This window comes from Geodermatophilus sp. CPCC 206100, assembly GCF_048569675.1.
Lineage (GTDB): Bacteria > Actinomycetota > Actinomycetes > Mycobacteriales > Geodermatophilaceae > Geodermatophilus.
This window is the reverse complement of record NZ_JAQISV010000058.1, coordinates 1-15509: the sequence shown is the minus strand read 5'-3', so window position 1 is coordinate 15509 and position 15509 is coordinate 1. Positions and strand designations below refer to the sequence as shown.

Here is a 15509-nt window from a genome sequence, read left to right as displayed (position 1 = left end):
TCTACCGCGCTAACGACCGGCGTCGCGCCACCAGCACGGTGTCCGGCGCCGGGTTGCCCGTGCGCGCGACCGCCGCCGGGTCGCGGTCCCGCGTCTCGGCCACGACGTCCCGCCACTGCGCGGGGTCGAGAACCGCCGCGACGTCCGCCGCGGTGTACAGCAGGTCGGGGTCGTGCTCGTGGGGACGGGGGTGCTCGTCGTCCCCGGAGTCGTGGCTCCGGTGCGGGTGGTCGCCGGCGTGCCGGGAGACGCCGGCGCCCTCGCCGAGCAGGTGACCGACGACGAGCAGGGTCCCGCCCGGCGCGACCCCTCCGGCGAGCCGGGCGAACAGCGCCGGGCGGTCGGGCCCGTGCGCGTGCAGGTAGTGCGCCGCGACGAGGTCGAAGCCGCCCTCCGCCGGCGTCCACGCGTCCAGGTCGGCGTGCACCCAGGTGATGCGGTCGTCGAGCCCCCGTGCGCGGGCGTGGGCGGCGGCGCGCTCCAGCGCGACGGCGGAGAAGTCCACCGCGGTCACCCGCCAGCCGCGCTCCGCGAGCCACAGGGCATCGGCGCCCTCGCCGCACCCGGCGTCCAGGGCCGTGCCGGGCGACAGGGCGCTCCCCTCGACGACGAGCTGCCGGTTCGGCCGGCCGCTCCACACCGCCGGAGCCGACCGGTAGAGCTCGTCGTAGGACCCGCGATCGACCGCCCTCATGCCGCCGCGCTCCGGTGCGCCGCGACGGCCGCGCGGGCGTCCTCGGACACGAGGTCCGCGTTGATCATGGCGCCGGCCCGCATCCCGGCGGCGGCGGAGACCACCACCTGCGCGCTGAGGTCGGCGACGTTGCCCGCCACCCACACGCCCGGCACGGAGGTCGCTCCGGTCGGGTCGGCCGGCACGGCGCTGCCGACGACGGAGCCGCCCATCTCCTGGTCCACCGCCGGGACGCCCAGCGACGCCAGCACGCCGGCGCGGGCGGTGAAGCGCGGCGCCACGACCAGGGCCGACCGCGGCACCACCTCGCCGGTTCCGAGCCGGACGCCGGTGAGCCGGTCGCCGGTCACCTCGATCCCGGTCACCTCGCCGTCGACCAGCCGGACGCCGAGGGCGGTCAACTGCTCGGCCTGCTCGGGTGCGAGCCCCGGCCCGGTGTGCCGGAAGAAGACGACGTCCTCGCTGAGCTGCCGGAACAACAGCGCCTGGTGCACCGCGTTGGGACCGGTCGCGAGGACGCCGATCGCCTGGTCGCGCACCTCCCAGCCGTGGCAGTAGGGGCAGTGCAGCACGTCGCGCCCCCACCGCTGCGCCAGCCCGGGCAGCTCGGGCAACTCGTCGACGAGGCCGGTCGTGACCAGCAGCCGACGGGCCGACACCTCGCGACCGCCGTCCAGGACGACGCGGAAGGTCCCGTCGTCGGCCCGCCGCGCGGCGGTGACCACGCCGTCGAGGACCTCGCCTCCGTAACCGGCCAGTTCGGCCCGCCCGTCGGCGAGCAGGTCGGCGGGCCGGGCGCCCTCCCGGCCCAGGTAGTTGTGCACGCCGGACGCCGGCGCGTTCCGCGGCTGCCCCGCGTCGACCACCAGGACCGTGCGCCGCGACCGCGCCAGGGCCACCGCTCCGCTCAGCCCGGCGGCGCCACCACCGATCACCACCACGTCGTATCTGCTCATGCCGACACGGTGCACCCGCTCTCGCCCCGTCGACAAGTAGTGTTGCTGGTATGGCAAAGACGGACGAGCCGCCGGTCGATGCGGTCCTGGAGTCGGTCGGCCCCCGTCTCCGCGCGCTGCGGACGGACCGCGACCTGACGCTGTCGGCGGTCTCCGCCACCACCGGCGTGTCGGTCAGCACGCTGTCCCGGTTGGAGTCGGGGCAGCGCCGGCCGACGCTGGAACTGCTGCTCCCGCTGGCCCGGGCCTACCAGGTGGCCCTGGACGACCTGGTGGACGCGCCCCCCACGGGGGACCCGCGCGTGCAGCAGAGCCCGTTCGAGTCCGAGGGCGTGACGATGGTGCCGCTGACCCGCCAGAGCGGGGGGCTGCAGGCCTACAAGCAGACGTTCCCCCCGCGTTCGCGGTCTTCCGACATGGAGCAGAAGACGCACGAGGGCTTCGAGTGGCTCTACGTGCTCTCGGGCCGGCTGCGGCTGCTCCTCGGCGCGCGCGACTTCGTGCTCTCCGCCGGCGAGGTGGTCGAGTTCGACACCCGGGTGCCGCACGCCTTCGGCAACCCGTTCCCCGAGCCGGCCGAGGTGCTCTCGCTGTTCGGTCCCCAGGGCGAGCGCATGCACGTCCGCGCCCGGCCCCGGCAGGGACCGTGACCGCCGGCTGTGGGTCCGCGGCGCCCCCCGGCGCGTGTAGGAGGTGGGTGCCGGCGGAGGGGGACGGGTGAGCGGGCTGGGCTTCGAGGAGTTCGTGTCCCGGGAGCAGACCGCGCTGCTGCGTCTCGCGGTGCTGCTGGCGGGCGACCGGGGGCACGCCGAGGACCTGGTGCAGACCGCGCTGCTGAAGAGCTACCGGCACTGGAGCCGGGTCGCCGGCCACGGCGACCCGACCGCCTACGTCCGCCGGGTGCTGGTCACCACGCACACCAGCTGGCGGCGCCGGCTGTCGGCCACCGAGCAGGTCCTGGAGACGGTGCCCGACCGCGCCGACCCGTCGGCGCCGCGGGAGGACGACGAGGAGCTGCGGACCGCGCTGCGCGCCCTGCCCCCGCGCATGCGCACCGCGGTGGTCCTCCGCTTCTACGCCGACCTCTCCGAGCAGCAGGCGGCCGCGGCGATGGGCTGCTCGGCCAGCACGGTGAACACCCAGACCGCGCGCGGCCTGGCCCGGCTGCGGGAGCTGCTCGCCGCTCCGCCGCTGGCCCCGGCGGCCCGAGAGGAGTCCCGGTGATCGACGAGCGCGAGCTGACCGACCGGCTGCACCGGCTGGCCGAACGGTCCACGCCGCCCCCGCACCCCGACCTGGCCGCCACGGTGGTCCGGCGGCACCGCGCCCGGCGTCGCCAGCAGGCCGCGGTCGGCGCCGTGGTCACCGTCGTCGCGGCGGCCGTGGTCGCGGTGCCGGGGCTGGTGGGCGACGGCGGGCGGACGCCGGACGCCACCCCCGCGACCGGTGCCCTCGAGACGCGACCGGACGCGGCGACGGGGGCGCCCGCGGAGCCGGAGCCGGGGACGGCGGTCACCACCCCCGCGCTCCCACCGGGCGACGTCTACACCGGGCCCACCCGCGGCTCCCTGGCCGGGGACGCGGCGTTCGTCGAAGGGGTCCGCGGACTGGCCTGGAACGGCGGCGCCGGGGTGCCCGACCCGCCGCTGGCCGAGCGGCACGTCGTCTTCGCCGGGGACGTGCCCGGGGGCCGGTGGGCGCTGGTGTCGGGCACGAACACCGCCGTCCCCGCCCGGACCGACCCGGAGCGGCAGACCGACCTCGGTGCACTGAGCGACGTCGCGGTCGCCTGGTTCGTCGGCCCGCCGGGTGCGGGCGCCGACGAGATGCAGCTGCGGAGCGTCCCGTACGGCGTCGACCCGTCCCTCCCGTCGGCCCTGTCCAGCTCGGCCACCGGGGCGCTGGTGGTGGTGGCGGCCCCCGGCGACTCCGTCGAGGTCTCCCTGCACCCCGACGTCGACGCCGACGGGACGGTGCGGCGCACGTGGCAGCCGGTCCCGACCGCCGACGGCGTGGTGGTCCTCGACGTCGGGCGTCGCGAGGTGCCCTTCGACTCGGCCCTGCGCTACCGCGTCACCCGCGCCGGCCAGTCGTGGGTCACCGGCCCGGACGGGCACGCCGACCCGGCCCTGACCCCGCCGGAACCCGTCGTCGACCCGCTGCGCGAGCCTCCGCCCCCCTCCCCCGTCGACTCGCTGGTGACGATCGAGGCGCAGGACGTCCTGGCCCGCACCGGACTGGCCGCCGACCAGGTCCGCTTCGGCACCGTCTGGGCCGGCGACATCCCGGCCGGGAGCGGCCGCACGGCGCGGGCCGTCCTGCTGTCGGCGACGCTGCCCTCGGGGGCGGTGCACCTGTCCACGGTCGCCGGGGTGGCCTTCGCCGACCGGTCCCTGGGTGCGACGGGGTGCGGAGCCGCGGTGCTGCCCGCCGGCACCGACCTGCTGCAGGAGACCCTCGCGTTCCGGTGCGACCCGCCTGCGCAGGCGGCCGACGAGGCCCGCACCGGCAGCGTGGTCGTGGTGGCACCGGCGCGGGCGGTCACGGCCCGCTGGACGGCGGCCGACGGCGATCCGCTCGTGTCGGTCCCCCTCGACGGCGGGGTCGCCGTCCTGCCGGCCCCGGAGCGGGTCGCGCAGGTGGAGACCCGCGACGCCGAGGGGCGGGTGGTGGGCCGGGCCGGCCTGCTCGGCACCGCGGGCCTGGACGGGTGACGGCGGCGGAGGCGGCGGCGGTCCTCGCCGGGTGCGGCGGCGGCGGGCAGGGATCCCCTCAGACGAAGACCACCAGGTCGCCGGCCGCCTCCCGCACCGGGTACACCCGGACCGGCGCCGCCCCGGAGGTGGCGGCGCCGTCGGACCACCGGTAGGCGTAGAGGTGCAACGGGCAGACCAGCACGTCGACGTCGGTCTGGCCGTCGGCGAGGGGGCCGCCGGCGTGCGGGCAGGCCGCCTGGGTGGCGTGCCACGACCCGTCGCGCAGCCGGAAGACGGCGACCTGCACACCGCCGGCCACGAACGCCCGCCCCTCGCCGGGCGGGACGTCGTCCGCCCGGCCGACGACGTGCGCGACGCCGCGGACCGGCGCGGCCGTGCCCGGGGTGGCGACCGCGGTGGCCGGCGAGCCGGTCGCGGTGCCCGGCGTGGTGGGCCGCTCGACATCGAGGTGCGGCGCGCTCAACGGACCGGCACCGTCGGCAGCGCGACCAGCGGGAGGGACGGGCGGAACTGGCCGGGGGTGGCCGGGTCCGGGCCGTCCTGCCCCCACGGGTCCCGGTAGGCGTCGACCGACCGTTGCAGGGCGGCGTCGAGGTCGGCGACGACGCCCTCGGCGTCCTCCAGCAGCACCTGCCTGATCCGCTCGAGGCCGATGCGCGGCACGAAGTCGTAGGTGCGCTCGAGCCAGTTAGCGTTCTCGCGGTAGTACTGCAGGAAGCGCCCGGACAGCTCGATGACGGCGGACGGCGAGTCGACGGTGGCCAGCAGGTCGCCCTTGCGGATGGTCGCCCCGGCGGCGCCGCCGACGTAGAGCTCCCACCTGCCGTTGCCGATCGCCACCACGCCGACGTCCTTGACGTAGGCCTCAGCGCAGTTCCGCGGGCAGCCCACGACGGCCATCTTGATCTTCGCGGGGCTCTCGATGCCCTGGAACCGCGTCTCGAGGTCGATGCCGAGCTGGGTCGAGTCCCCGAGCCCGAAGCGGCAGAAGTCGCTGCCGACGCAGGTCTTCACCGTGCGCATGCTCTTGCCGTAGGCGTGGCCCGACGGCATGCCGAGGTCGGCCCACATGGCCGGCAGGTCCTCCTTGCGCACGCCGAGCAGGTCGATCCGCTGGCCGCCGGTCACCTTGACCATCGGCACCTCGTACTTCTCGGCGACGTCGGCGATGCGGCGCAGCTGGGCCGGGGTGGTGACCCCGCCCCTCATCTGCGGGACGACGGAGAACGTGCCGTCGCGCTGGATGTTGGCGTGCACCCGGTCGTTGATGAACTCGCCGTCCTTCTCCGGGACGAAGTCGACGCCCCAGAGCATCTTGAGCAGCGAGGTCAGGCCCATCTTCGACTTCGCGTCCTCCTTGCCCCTGGGGGCGAGCGCGGCGAAGACGGCGGAGACGCTGCGCAGGTCCTGCTCCCGGATGGCGGCCGTGAGCTCGGGCTTGGCCAGCGGGATGCCGGGGACGTACCAGGAGGCCGCGGGGTCCTCGGTCAGCTCGCCCTCGGCGGCCCACTCGACGACCCGCTCCACCAGCGGTTTGCACGAGCCGCAGCCCTTGCCGGCCCGGGTGCGGTCCATGACGCCCGACATCGAGGCGCAGCCATCGGCGACGACGTCGCAGATCGCCTGCTTGGTGACGCCGTTGCAGTTGCACACCTGGGAGTCCCCGGGCAGCTCGGCGACGCCCGCCTCCTCGGCGCCGTCGGAGAGGTCGACCAGGAGCCGGATGCGCTCCTCCGGGAGGGGCGCGCCCCGGTCGAAGGCCTGGGTGAGGAAGGCGACCTTGCGGGTGTCGCCGAGCAGGGTGGCGCCGACCAGCCGGTCGTCGCGGATGACCACCGACAGGTGCACACCGCGCGTGGGCTCGGAGATGACGAGGAACTCGTCGGCGTCCCGCTCGGGGGTGTTGATCCCCATGGTGGCGACGTCGACGCCGGCCACCTTCAGCTTGGTCGCCGTCCGGCTGCCGTGGTACTCCGCGCGGGGGTTCGTGCCGGTCAGGACGTCGGCGAGCACCGCGGCGTGTTCCCAGGCCGGGGCGACCAGGCCGTAGACCTCACCGCGGTGCTGGGCGCACTCGCCGATCGCGTAGACGTCGGGCTCGTCGGTGCGCAGCTGGTCGTCGACGACGACCGCCCGCTGCACCTCCAACCCCGAGCGGACGGCGAGGTCGGTGTTGGGGCGGACGCCGGCGGCGACGACGAGCAGGTCGCAGTCCAGGCGGCGGCCGTCCCGGAGCAGCACCCCCTCCACGGATCCCGCCCCGAGCACCTCGGTGGCCAGGACGTCGAGGTGCACGGTGATGCCCAGCGACCGGACGCTGCGCTCCAGAATCGCCCCGGCCTCCCGGGACAGCTGCGCGTTCATCAGCCACGGCGCGGCGTGCACCAGGTCGACGGCCAGCCCGTGGCCCTGCAGCGCCCGGGCCGCCTCCAGCCCGAGCAGCCCCCCGCCGAGGACGACGGCCTGCGTGCACGAGCCGACGGCCGCCAGCATCGCCCGCGTCTCGTCGATGGTCCGGAAGCCGTACACCCCGGGCAGCAGGCCGCCGTCGCCGGTGCGCACCCCGGTCATCGGCGGGATGAACGAGCTGCTCCCGGTGGCCAGCACCAGGTGGTCGTAGGCGGTGACCGAGCCGTCGGAGCCGTGCACGGCCTTGGCGGCGACGTCGATCCGCTCCACGCGCACGCCGGCGCGCAGGGTCACTCCGTTGTCGGCGTACCAGTCGTGGCTGTTGAGGAGGATGTCGTCCTCGTGCGACTCCCCCGCCAGCACCGGCGAGAGCATGATCCGGTTGTAGTTGCCGTGCGGCTCGTCGCCGAAGACGGTGATCCGGAACTGCTCGTCGCCGCCGCGCTCGAGCACCTCCTCCACGAACCGGGCGCCGGCCATGCCGTTGCCCACCACCACCAGCGAGGCCCGCTCGTCGAGGTCGTCGAACCGGATCGTGGTCAGGCCGGCGGGCCGGCCGCCCAGCACCGTCGTCATCAGACCTCCACCAGCCCGAGGTCGACGACCAGCTCGCCGGTGACGCCGACCGGCGCGCCCGCGTGCAGCTCCACGAGGGTGCCGCCGGGCAGGTCCTCCACCACCCGCAGCGGCACGTGCACGTCGCCCTTCGCCCCGATGGGGAACCAGCGCACCGGGACGCCGTCGCGCACGAGCAGGACGTAGACCAGGGCGTCGGTGGAGTTGCCGCCGCGGAAGTACAGCGCCTGGGCACTGGCACCACCGGGCACGGTGTAGCGCAGCGCGGGGTCCACCGGGCCGGGCTTGTCCAGGCCCTCCCCGGTGATCGGGTAGACGCCTTGCAGGAAGCGTGGGGTGCTGGTCACGCGGGAGGTCCTCCTCCGGGTCGGGAGCCGGGGCTCCGGGGTGGTGGGCGCCGGTTCGTGGGGACGGGGCAGCGGCTGGGCCGCCGCATCGGGGGCGGGCAGCCGCTCGACGGGGCCGGCGACGCGGGTGACGGCGACCGCGCAGACCTTGAAGGCGGGCATCTTGCTGACCGGGTCCAGCGCCCCGGCGTCGGTGAGCGCGTTGGCGCTGGAGCCGCCGCCCCAGTGGAAGGGCGCGAAGACGACGTCGGGGCGGATGTCCTCGCTGAGCGACGCCGAGAAGCGGGCCCGGCCGCGGCGGGTGGCCAGCTCCACGACGTCGTCCGGGCCGATCCCGAGCCGCCGCGCCAGGTCGGGGTGCAGCTCGGCCCGCGGCAGCGGCGCGAGCAGCTGCAGGCTGCGCGAGCGCCGCGTCTGGGTCCCCGACTGGTACTGCGCGAGGACCCGGCCCGTGGTGAGGACGTAGGGGTAGGCGGCGTCGGGCCGCTCGTGCGCCTCGACGTGCTCGACCCGCAGGAACCGGGCCCGGCCGTCGGGCGTGGCGAAGCGGTCGAGGAACAGCCGCGGCGTGCCGGGGTGGTCGGGCGCGGGGCAGGGCCAGAAGACGCCCTGCTCCTCGTCGATCCGCCGGTAGGTGATGCCGGAGTAGTCGGCCGCTCCCCCGGCGCTGGCCCGGCGCAGCTCGGCGAAGACCGTCTCCGCATCGCCGCTGAACCCGTTCCCGACGCCGAGCCGGGTGGCCAGCTCGGCCAGCAGCCGCAGGTCGTCGCGGACGCCGTCGGGCGGGTCGAGGGCGCGCCGGCGGCGGATCACCCGTCCCTCGAGGTTGGTCATCGTGCCGTCCTCCTCCGCCCACATGGCGCTGGGCAGGACGACGTCGGCGAGCTCGGCGGTCTCGGAGAGGAAGAAGTCGCTGACCGCGAGGAAGTCCAGGTCGCCGAGCCGGCTGACGACCCGCCGGGCGTCGGGCGCGGAGACGGCGACGTTGGAGGCCAGCACCAGCAGGGTGCGGACCCCGCCGTCGGTGCCCAGGGCGTCGAGCAGCTCGAAGGCCGAGCGTCCCGGCTGCGGCAGGTCGTCGGGGTCGACGCCCCACACGGCGGCCACGTGCGCGCGGGCGTCCGGGTCGGCCAGCCTCCGGTAGCCGGGCAGCTGGTCGGCCTTCTGCCCGTGCTCGCGGCCGCCCTGGCCGTTGCCCTGCCCGGTGACCGTCGCCCAGCCGCTGCCCTCCCGACCCGGCAGGCCGAGGGCGAGCGCCAGGTTGATCCACGCCTGGGCGGTGTCGGTGCCGCTGCGGTGCTGCTCGGCGCCGCGGGCGGTGAGCACGATCGCCCGCTCGGCGCGGGCCAGGGCGAACACCGTGCGCCGCTGGTCGGCGACCGGCACGCCGGTCAGCCGCTCCACCCGGTCGGGCCAGTAGGCGGCCACGCCCTCGCGGACCGGCTCGAAGCCGCTGGTCCGCTCGGCCACGTAGTCGAGATCGACCAGGCCCTCGGCGACGGCGATGTGCAGCAGCCCGTTGGCCAGCGCGAGGTCGGTGCCGGGCAGCGGCTGCAGGTGCAGGGCGGCGTTCCGGGCGGTCGCCGTCCGCCGGGGGTCGACGACGACGTGCTGCGCCCCCCGGGACCGCCCCTCGTCGAGGTACTGCATCGCCGGCGGCATGGTGTCCGCGGGGTTGGACCCGACCAGCATGACGACGTCGGCCGCCGCGAGGTCGCTCAGCGGGAACGGCATCCCGCGGTCCAGCCCGAAGGCGCGGACCGCCGCGCCCGCCGCCGAGGACATGCAGAACCGGCCGTTGTAGTCGATGGCGGAGGTGCGCAGCGCGACCCGGGCGAACTTGCCGAACTGGTACGCCTGCTCGTTGGTCAGCCCGCCCCCGCCGAAGCAACCGACGGCGTTCCGGCCGTGCTCGGCCTGGGTGCGCCCGATCGCGGCGACGACCCGGTCCAGCGCCTCGTCCCAGGTCGACTCCACCAGGGGGCTGGTGCGGTCGCCGGGCACCGCGCGGACCAGCGGGCGGGTGAGCCGCTCCGGGTGGTCGAGCAGCTCGGTCGCCGACCAGCCCTTGGAGCACAGGCCGCCGCGGTTGGTCGGGAAGTCGGCCGGCTGGAGGGTGGCCGGGCGGTCGCCGGCGGTCATGGTGATCCCGCACTGCAGCGAGCAGTAGGGGCAGTGCGTCCGCGTGGTGCGGGTGCGCGGCCCCACCAGGGCTCCGGGGAGGGCGGTCGCGGTCACGGCTCCGAGGGTCGACGGCGCCCGTTTCCCGGCGGCGGCACCGGCGTCAACCCTGCGTTCCGTCGTCCTCACCGCGCCCCGCCGTCGGGAGTGAGGGGTCCCTACGCTGGGCAGGTGAGCGATCGCGTGGTCTCGGTCCAGCTCGGCGCGCCGTCCGTCCGGCCCGCCGAGCCGCGCGACGTCCCGCGGATCGCCGCCACACTCACCCTCGCCACGGCCGCGTCGCGCTGGGCGCGCTGGGCGCTGCCGGAGGACGGCCGGGTGCAGCGGCTGACCCGGCTGTTCGAGCTGGACGCCGGGCACCGCGCGGTGGAGAGCGGCGCCTGCTGGGTGACCGAGGACGTCAGCGCCGTCGCCGCCTGGGAGGCCCCGCCCGGAGCGGCGGGCACCCGGCCCGTGCCGGACGACGTGCGCGCCGCGCTGGCCCGGGAGCTGCCGCACGTCAGCGGCGAGCACTGGTCGCGGGTCCGGGACACCCGGGAGCTGGTCGACGCCGCCCGGCCGACCGGCCCGCACTGGTGGCTGACCCACCTGGGCACCCGGCCGAGCAGCCGCCGCCGCGGCTACGGCGGCGCGCTGCTGGAGCCGGTGCTCGAGCGCTGCGACGCCGAGGGGCTGCCCGCCGCGGCCGCCGTCTGGGCCTGGGCCGGCGTCCGCTTCCTGCGCCGGTCCGGCTTCGAGGTGGCGCAGGAGCTGGCGACCTCCGACGGCGGGCTGCGGCTGTGGCTGGCCGTCCGCCCGCCGCAGGACTGATCCGCCCCGGGTGTCGATCCGCGGCCGGTCCGTTCGTACAGGAGGTGAGCGGACCGGCGAGCGGGCCGGCCGCCGACACCGAGGAGGACGACGATGGCGCAGTACCTGCTCACGATCTACCAGCCCGACGGCGGAGAGCCGCCGGTGGAGGTGCTCGAGCCGATCATGCGCGACCTGGACGCCGTCAACCGCGAGATGCGCGAGGCCGGCGCCTGGGTCTTCGCCGGCGGCCTGCACCCGCCGGAGACCGCCACGGTGGCCCGCCCCTCCGGGGACGAGGTGCTGCTGACCGACGGCCCCTACCTCGAGGGCAAGGAGCACGTCGGCGGGTTCACCGTCGTCGAGGCCCCGGACCTCGACGCCGCGCTCGAGTGGGGCCGCAAGCTCGCCCGCGCGATCACCCTGCCGATCGAGGTGCGGCCGCTGCAGGGCGGTCCCGGCTGCTGACCGGGCCCGTGTCCGGCGTACCGGCCGCTCAGGTCGAGCGGGTCTTCCGCGAGTCCTACGGGCGCGCGGTCGCCGTCCTGACCCGCCTCCTCGGCGACATCGACCTCGCCGAGGAGGCGGTCCAGGAGGCCTTCACCACCGCGGTCGCCCGGTGGCCGGCCGAGGGCGTGCCGCCCAGCCCCGCCGGCTGGATCGTCACGACCGCCCGCAACCGGGCGATCGACCGGCTGCGGCGCGAGTCGACCCGGGTCGACCGGTACCGCGCCGCGGCCCTCCTGCACGACCCCGACCCGCCGCCCGAGGAGGGCGCCGTGCGCGACGACCGGCTCCGCATGCTGTTCACCTGCTGCCACCCCGCGCTGTCCCCCGCGGCCCGGGTGGCGCTCACCCTCCGGCTGGTCGGCGGGCTCACCACGACCGAGATCGCGCACGTCTTCCTCGTGCCCGAGGCGACGATGGCGCAGCGGCTGGTGCGGGCCAAGAACAAGATCCGCGCCGCCCGGATCCCCTACCGGGTGCCCGCCGGGGCCGACCTCCCCGACCGGCTCGGCGGCGTCCTCGCCGTCGTCTACCTGATCGCCACCGAGGGGCACACGGCCACCTCCGGGGCGTCTCTGGTGCGGCCCGACCTCTCCGCCGAGGCGATCCGGCTGGCCCGGCAGCTGGCCGAGCTCATGCCCGACGAGCCCGAGGTCCTCGGCCTGCTGGCGCTGCTGCTGCTGGTCGAGTCGCGCCGGGCGGCGCGGACCACGCCGGACGGCGACCTGGTGCCGCTGCCCGAGCAGGACCGCCGGCTCTGGAACGCGGCGCTGGTCGCCGAGGGGCAGGCGCTGGTGCGGCGGTGCCTGCGCCGGAACGCCCCGGGGCCCTACCAGGTGCAGGCCGCGATCCAGGCGGTGCACAGCGACGCCCCGACGGCGGCCGGCACCGACTGGCGGCAGGTGCTGGCCCTCTACGACCAGCTCCTGGCGCTGGCACCGGGCCCGGTGGTCGCGCTGAACCGGGCGGTCGCCGTGGCCGAGGTCGAGGGACCCGCGGCCGCGCTCGCGGCGGTCGAGCAGCTGGACCTGCCGCGCTCGCACCTGCTGCCCGCCGTCCGGGCCGACCTGCTGCGCCGGTTGGGCCGGGCCGCCGAGGCCGCCACCGCCTACGACGCCGCGATCGCCGTGGCCGGCAACGCCGCCGAGCGGGCGTTCCTCGAGCGGCGCCGGGCCGCGCTCGGCGGGGTGGGTGGGGTGCCGCGACGTGGGTCGTTGTGACCTGGGCCACACCTGGTGAGGATGCACGCCATGCCACCCACCTCCGTCCACCTCAACGGCAGCGTGAACCTCCCCGACACCGAGACCGTGATGCGGGAGGTGGTCACGCGGCTCCCCACCGGGCTGCGTCGCCTGCCCGACGGCGAGACCGGCGACCGCGCCAACTGGATCTGGTTCCAGCTGGAGCGGTTCCGGCAGACACCCGGCCTCGAGCAGGCGGCCGCGATGGACCAGCTCGCCGAGGGCTACGAGGAGATGCCGAAGGTCCGGCTCGCCGACGGCGCGGACCCGGGGGCCGTCCGGTGGCCGGACCTGGGCTACGCCGACGCCTACCAGCAGTCGTTCGAGGTGTACCGCACGCTCCGGGACGAGGGCGCGGTGCCGCCCGGCGTGCGGTTCCAGGTCCAGTACCCCACGCCGCTGGCCGCCATCAACGCCTGGGTGGTCCCCGAGGACCAGGACCGGCTGGAACCGTCGTACGAGGCCGCGCTGTTCGCCGACCTCGACCGCCTGCTCGGCGCCCTGCCGCACGAGCAGATCGCCGTCCAGTGGGACGTCGCGGTGGAGTTCGGGATCCTGGAGGCCCAGTTCCTCACCGCCGGCCAGGACCTCCCCTCCATCGTCGAGCGGCTGGCCCGGTGCGTCGACCGCGTGCCCGGGGACGTCCCGGTCGGGCTGCACCTCTGCTACGGCGACTACCAGCACCACCACTTCCGCGACCCGGACTCCCTGGCCCTGCAGGTGCAGGTGGTCAACGGCGTCGCCGAGGCGGCGCGGCGCCGGGTCGACTGGATCTCCTTCACCGTCCCCCAGCACCAGCGCGACCCGTCGTTCTTCGCCCCCCTCCGCGACCTGCGCCGCTCGGAGGGGACCGAGCTGTACTTCGGCCTGGTCCCCTACCACCCGGACCAGCAGGCCGAGGGCACCACGGCCGAGCAGGTCCGGCTCGTCGACGAGCAGCTCGGCGGGGGCGAGTGGGGCGTCTGCACCGAGTGCGGGCTGGGCCGGGCCCAGCGGGAGGAGGTGCCGCCGCTGCTCGACCTGCACCGGGCGATCCTCGACCGCGCGCGGGGCTGAGGGGCGTCAGTCCCAGTGCCGACGGGAGCGCTTGAGCTCGCCCCGCTGCTTCTTGGCCTGGATCCGCCGCTCCTGGGAGCCCTTCGTCGGCTTCGTGCGGCGCCGGGCCGGAGCCGGCGGCGCGAGCGCGGCCCGCAGCACCGCGGCCAGCCGGTCGCGGGCGGCCTGCCGGTTGCGCAGCTGCTGGCGGTGCTCGCTGGCGGCGACGGTCAGCACGCCGTCCACCAGCCGGCCGCCCAGCCGCTGGGCCAGCCGGTCGCGCTGGCCGTCGGTCAGCCCCGGCAGCTCCAGCGGGGCGACCGACAGCTCGACCCGGGAGTCGGCGGTGTTGACGCCCTGCCCGCCGGGCCCCGAGGAGCGGGAGAACCGCCAGCCGAGCGCGTCCGCGGGCACGACGAGGGACCCGGTGACCGGCAGGTCACCGGCGGCGTCGTCCCCGGCCGGCACCGGACCAGTGTCGCCGACAGGGCACCGGGCCGTGCCGCCGGAGCCTCCCGCCGCTGACGCCGGGACCGCGCTCAGGTGACGGCCGCGGCTCCGGCGGCGGCCGGCACCGGGTCGGCACCTCCGGCCGCGCCCGGGCGGCAGCGGGCCAGCCGGCGCAGGGTCAGCCAGCTGCCCCGGGCGGCGCCGTGCCGCTCGAGCGCCTCGACCGCGTAGGCCGAGCAGGTCGGCTGGTAGCGGCACACCGGCGGGCGGCGCGGGCTGACCTCCCGCTGGTAGACGCGGACCGCGGCGACCAGCCGGTCGCGCACGCGGGTCCCGCGGGGGCCGGTGCCGGCGGTGTGCACGTGCCGCACCGTCGTCGGCACGAGGAACAGCCCGTCCACGCCGCAGCCGATCGCGTTGGCCAGGCAGCAGCCGGTGTTGAGGAGCAGCAGGTCGCGCAGGCAGCCGCCGTCCCGGTCGGAGCCGCCGCGGTACCGCCGTCCGTAACCGGGCGGCGGGCCGTAGCGCCCGTAGCCGGGCCGCAGGCCGCGATACCGCCGCGGCGGGCGGCGCCGCGGGCCCCACCCGCTGCTCCAGATGAACACCATGGGTCCCCTGTACCGCGGGAGGATCGCCCTCATGCCCGACCGCGCGCTCGCCGACGCCCTGGCCGCCGGCCCGGTCGTGCTCGACGGCGGCCTCGCCACGGAGCTGGAGGCCCGGGGCTGCGACCTCACCTCGGCGCTGTGGTCGGCGCGGCTGCTGCGGGACGACCCGGAGGCGCTGGTGGCCGCGTCCGCCGCGTTCGCCGCGGCCGGGGCACAGGTCGTGACGACCGCGAGCTACCAGGCGTCGGTGGCGGGCTTCGCGGCGGCCGGCGTGGGTGCCGACGACGCCGCCGCCCTGCTCGCCTCGTCGGTCGCGCTGGCCCGCCGGGGCGCGCCGGACGCGTGGATCGCCGGGTCGGTCGGCCCGTACGGCGCGGTGTTGGCCGACGGCTCGGAGTACACCGGCGCCTACTGCGACGCGGTGTCGGTGGCCGAGCTGCGCGCGTTCCACCGACCGCGGATGGCGCTGCTGGCCGAGGCGGGGGCCGACGTCCTGGCCTGCGAGACGGTGCCCGCGGCGGCGGAGGCCGAGGCGCTGCTGGCCGAGGCCGAGGACCTGGGTGTCCCGATCTGGCTGTCCCTCACCGCGGTCGTGGACGGCGCCGGCGTCGTCCGCACGAGGCGCGGGGAGCGGGCCGCCGACGTGTTCGCGATGGCGCGCGGCGTGGCCGCCGTCGTCGCCGTCGGGGTCAACTGCACCGCGCCGTCCGCCGTCGGGCCGGCCCTGGCCGCGGCGGCGTCCGCCGGCCGGCCGCTGGTCGCCTACCCGAACAGCGGCGAGGGGTGGGACGCCGCCGCACGCCGATGGACGGGGGCCGGTCGCCTCGACGCGGCCGACGTGCCGGGCTGGGTGGCCGCCGGTGCCCGCCTCGTGGGCGGCTGCTGCCGGGTCCGCCCCGCCGACATCGCCCGCCTCGCCGCCGCCCTGCGCTGAGTGGAGTCGTCCGCCGGGGCGGACCCCGCCCGCGGGCCCCCCCGCCCGCGCACACGCACGGCGGG

15 protein-coding genes are annotated in these 15509 nt (G+C 76.7%); 8 read left to right on the top strand and 7 right to left on the bottom strand.

Annotated elements, in window-relative coordinates; genetic code table 11:
* Position 1: 1 nt before the first annotated feature.
* Together PGN05_RS22490 and PGN05_RS22485 are read right to left on the bottom strand one after the other, a co-directional pair.
* A complete protein-coding gene (locus PGN05_RS22490) occupies positions 2-694 on the bottom strand; it encodes a class I SAM-dependent methyltransferase (protein ID WP_419754808.1) in 693 nt (230 codons plus the stop codon).
* Positions 691-1650 (bottom strand): NAD(P)/FAD-dependent oxidoreductase, encoded by a 960-nt coding sequence (locus PGN05_RS22485; protein WP_419754807.1) that lies wholly within the window; start codon positions 1648-1650, stop codon positions 691-693. The genes PGN05_RS22490 and PGN05_RS22485 overlap by 4 nt, the downstream gene beginning before the upstream one ends.
* A gap of 50 nt (positions 1651-1700) precedes the next feature.
* Here PGN05_RS22485 and PGN05_RS22480 point away from each other — a divergent pair, with 50 nt between their 5' ends.
* From PGN05_RS22480 to PGN05_RS22470, 3 genes are all read left to right on the top strand, one after another.
* Positions 1701-2300: a helix-turn-helix domain-containing protein gene (locus PGN05_RS22480; RefSeq protein WP_419754806.1), complete on the top strand. Its 600-nt coding sequence runs from the start codon at positions 1701-1703 to the stop codon at positions 2298-2300.
* A gap of 67 nt (positions 2301-2367) precedes the next feature.
* A complete protein-coding gene (locus PGN05_RS22475) occupies positions 2368-2874 on the top strand; it encodes a SigE family RNA polymerase sigma factor (protein ID WP_419754805.1) in 507 nt (168 codons plus the stop codon).
* Positions 2871-4364: a hypothetical protein gene (locus PGN05_RS22470; RefSeq protein ID WP_419754804.1), complete on the top strand. Its 1494-nt coding sequence runs from the start codon at positions 2871-2873 to the stop codon at positions 4362-4364. Before PGN05_RS22475 ends, PGN05_RS22470 begins: the two co-directional genes overlap by 4 nt.
* A gap of 58 nt (positions 4365-4422) precedes the next feature.
* Here PGN05_RS22470 and PGN05_RS22465 read toward each other — a convergent pair whose 3' ends face one another.
* Genes PGN05_RS22465 through PGN05_RS22455 form a run of 3 tightly spaced genes read right to left on the bottom strand, consistent with a single transcriptional unit; the run spans position 4423 to position 9937 of the window.
* Positions 4423-4830: a Rieske (2Fe-2S) protein gene (locus PGN05_RS22465; protein WP_419754803.1), complete on the bottom strand. Its 408-nt coding sequence runs from the start codon at positions 4828-4830 to the stop codon at positions 4423-4425.
* Positions 4827-7352 (bottom strand): nitrite reductase large subunit NirB, encoded by a 2526-nt coding sequence (gene nirB / locus PGN05_RS22460; RefSeq protein WP_419754802.1) that lies wholly within the window; start codon positions 7350-7352, stop codon positions 4827-4829. The genes PGN05_RS22465 and nirB overlap by 4 nt, the downstream gene beginning before the upstream one ends.
* Positions 7352-9937 (bottom strand): molybdopterin oxidoreductase family protein, encoded by a 2586-nt coding sequence (locus PGN05_RS22455; protein ID WP_419754801.1) that lies wholly within the window; start codon positions 9935-9937, stop codon positions 7352-7354. Before PGN05_RS22455 ends, nirB begins: the two co-directional genes overlap by 1 nt.
* Positions 9938-10051: 114 nt before the next feature.
* On the opposite strand from PGN05_RS22455, the gene PGN05_RS22450 reads away from it, so the two are divergent.
* From PGN05_RS22450 to PGN05_RS22435, 4 genes are all read left to right on the top strand, one after another.
* Positions 10052-10690 (top strand): GNAT family N-acetyltransferase, encoded by a 639-nt coding sequence (locus PGN05_RS22450; protein ID WP_419754800.1) that lies wholly within the window; start codon positions 10052-10054, stop codon positions 10688-10690.
* A 93-nt stretch (positions 10691-10783) separates the two neighbouring features.
* Positions 10784-11137, top strand: coding sequence for a YciI family protein (locus PGN05_RS22445; protein WP_419754799.1), 354 nt, complete (start codon positions 10784-10786; stop codon positions 11135-11137).
* 8 nt (positions 11138-11145) lie between these two features.
* Positions 11146-12396: an RNA polymerase sigma factor gene (locus PGN05_RS22440; protein WP_419754798.1), complete on the top strand. Its 1251-nt coding sequence runs from the start codon at positions 11146-11148 to the stop codon at positions 12394-12396.
* 30 nt (positions 12397-12426) lie between these two features.
* Positions 12427-13473, top strand: coding sequence for a hypothetical protein (locus PGN05_RS22435; protein ID WP_419754797.1), 1047 nt, complete (start codon positions 12427-12429; stop codon positions 13471-13473).
* 6 nt (positions 13474-13479) lie between these two features.
* On the opposite strand, the gene arfB is transcribed toward PGN05_RS22435, so the two are convergent.
* Together arfB and yidD are read right to left on the bottom strand one after the other, a co-directional pair.
* Positions 13480-13920, bottom strand: a complete 441-nt coding sequence (arfB, locus tag PGN05_RS22430; protein WP_419754796.1) for an alternative ribosome rescue aminoacyl-tRNA hydrolase ArfB — start codon at positions 13918-13920, stop codon at positions 13480-13482.
* A gap of 71 nt (positions 13921-13991) precedes the next feature.
* Positions 13992-14510 carry a membrane protein insertion efficiency factor YidD gene (yidD, locus tag PGN05_RS22425; protein WP_419754795.1) on the bottom strand — a complete coding sequence of 173 codons (519 nt, stop codon included), beginning with the start codon at positions 14508-14510 and terminating at the stop codon, positions 13992-13994.
* A 31-nt stretch (positions 14511-14541) separates the two neighbouring features.
* Here yidD and mmuM point away from each other — a divergent pair, with 31 nt between their 5' ends.
* On the top strand, positions 14542-15444 hold the full coding sequence (mmuM, locus tag PGN05_RS22420) for a homocysteine S-methyltransferase (protein WP_419754794.1): 903 nt from the start codon (positions 14542-14544) through the stop codon (positions 15442-15444).
* Positions 15445-15509 lie beyond the last annotated feature (65 nt).

What these genes read in the sequence shown, in the direction of transcription:
- PGN05_RS22490 (WP_419754808.1), bottom strand. Translation starts at nt 694, where the DNA reads ATGAGGGCGGTCGATCGCGGGTCCTACGACGAGCTCTACCGGTCGGCT.
- PGN05_RS22485 (WP_419754807.1), bottom strand. Translation starts at nt 1,650, where the DNA reads ATGAGCAGATACGACGTGGTGGTGATCGGTGGTGGCGCCGCCGGGCTG.
- PGN05_RS22480 (WP_419754806.1), top strand. Translation starts at nt 1,701, where the DNA reads ATGGCAAAGACGGACGAGCCGCCGGTCGATGCGGTCCTGGAGTCGGTC.
- nirB (WP_419754802.1), bottom strand. Translation starts at nt 7,352, where the DNA reads ATGACGACGGTGCTGGGCGGCCGGCCCGCCGGCCTGACCACGATCCGG.
- PGN05_RS22445 (WP_419754799.1), top strand. Translation starts at nt 10,784, where the DNA reads ATGGCGCAGTACCTGCTCACGATCTACCAGCCCGACGGCGGAGAGCCG.
- PGN05_RS22435 (WP_419754797.1), top strand. Translation starts at nt 12,427, where the DNA reads ATGCCACCCACCTCCGTCCACCTCAACGGCAGCGTGAACCTCCCCGAC.
- yidD (WP_419754795.1), bottom strand. Translation starts at nt 14,510, where the DNA reads ATGGTGTTCATCTGGAGCAGCGGGTGGGGCCCGCGGCGCCGCCCGCCG.
- mmuM (WP_419754794.1), top strand. Translation starts at nt 14,542, where the DNA reads ATGCCCGACCGCGCGCTCGCCGACGCCCTGGCCGCCGGCCCGGTCGTG.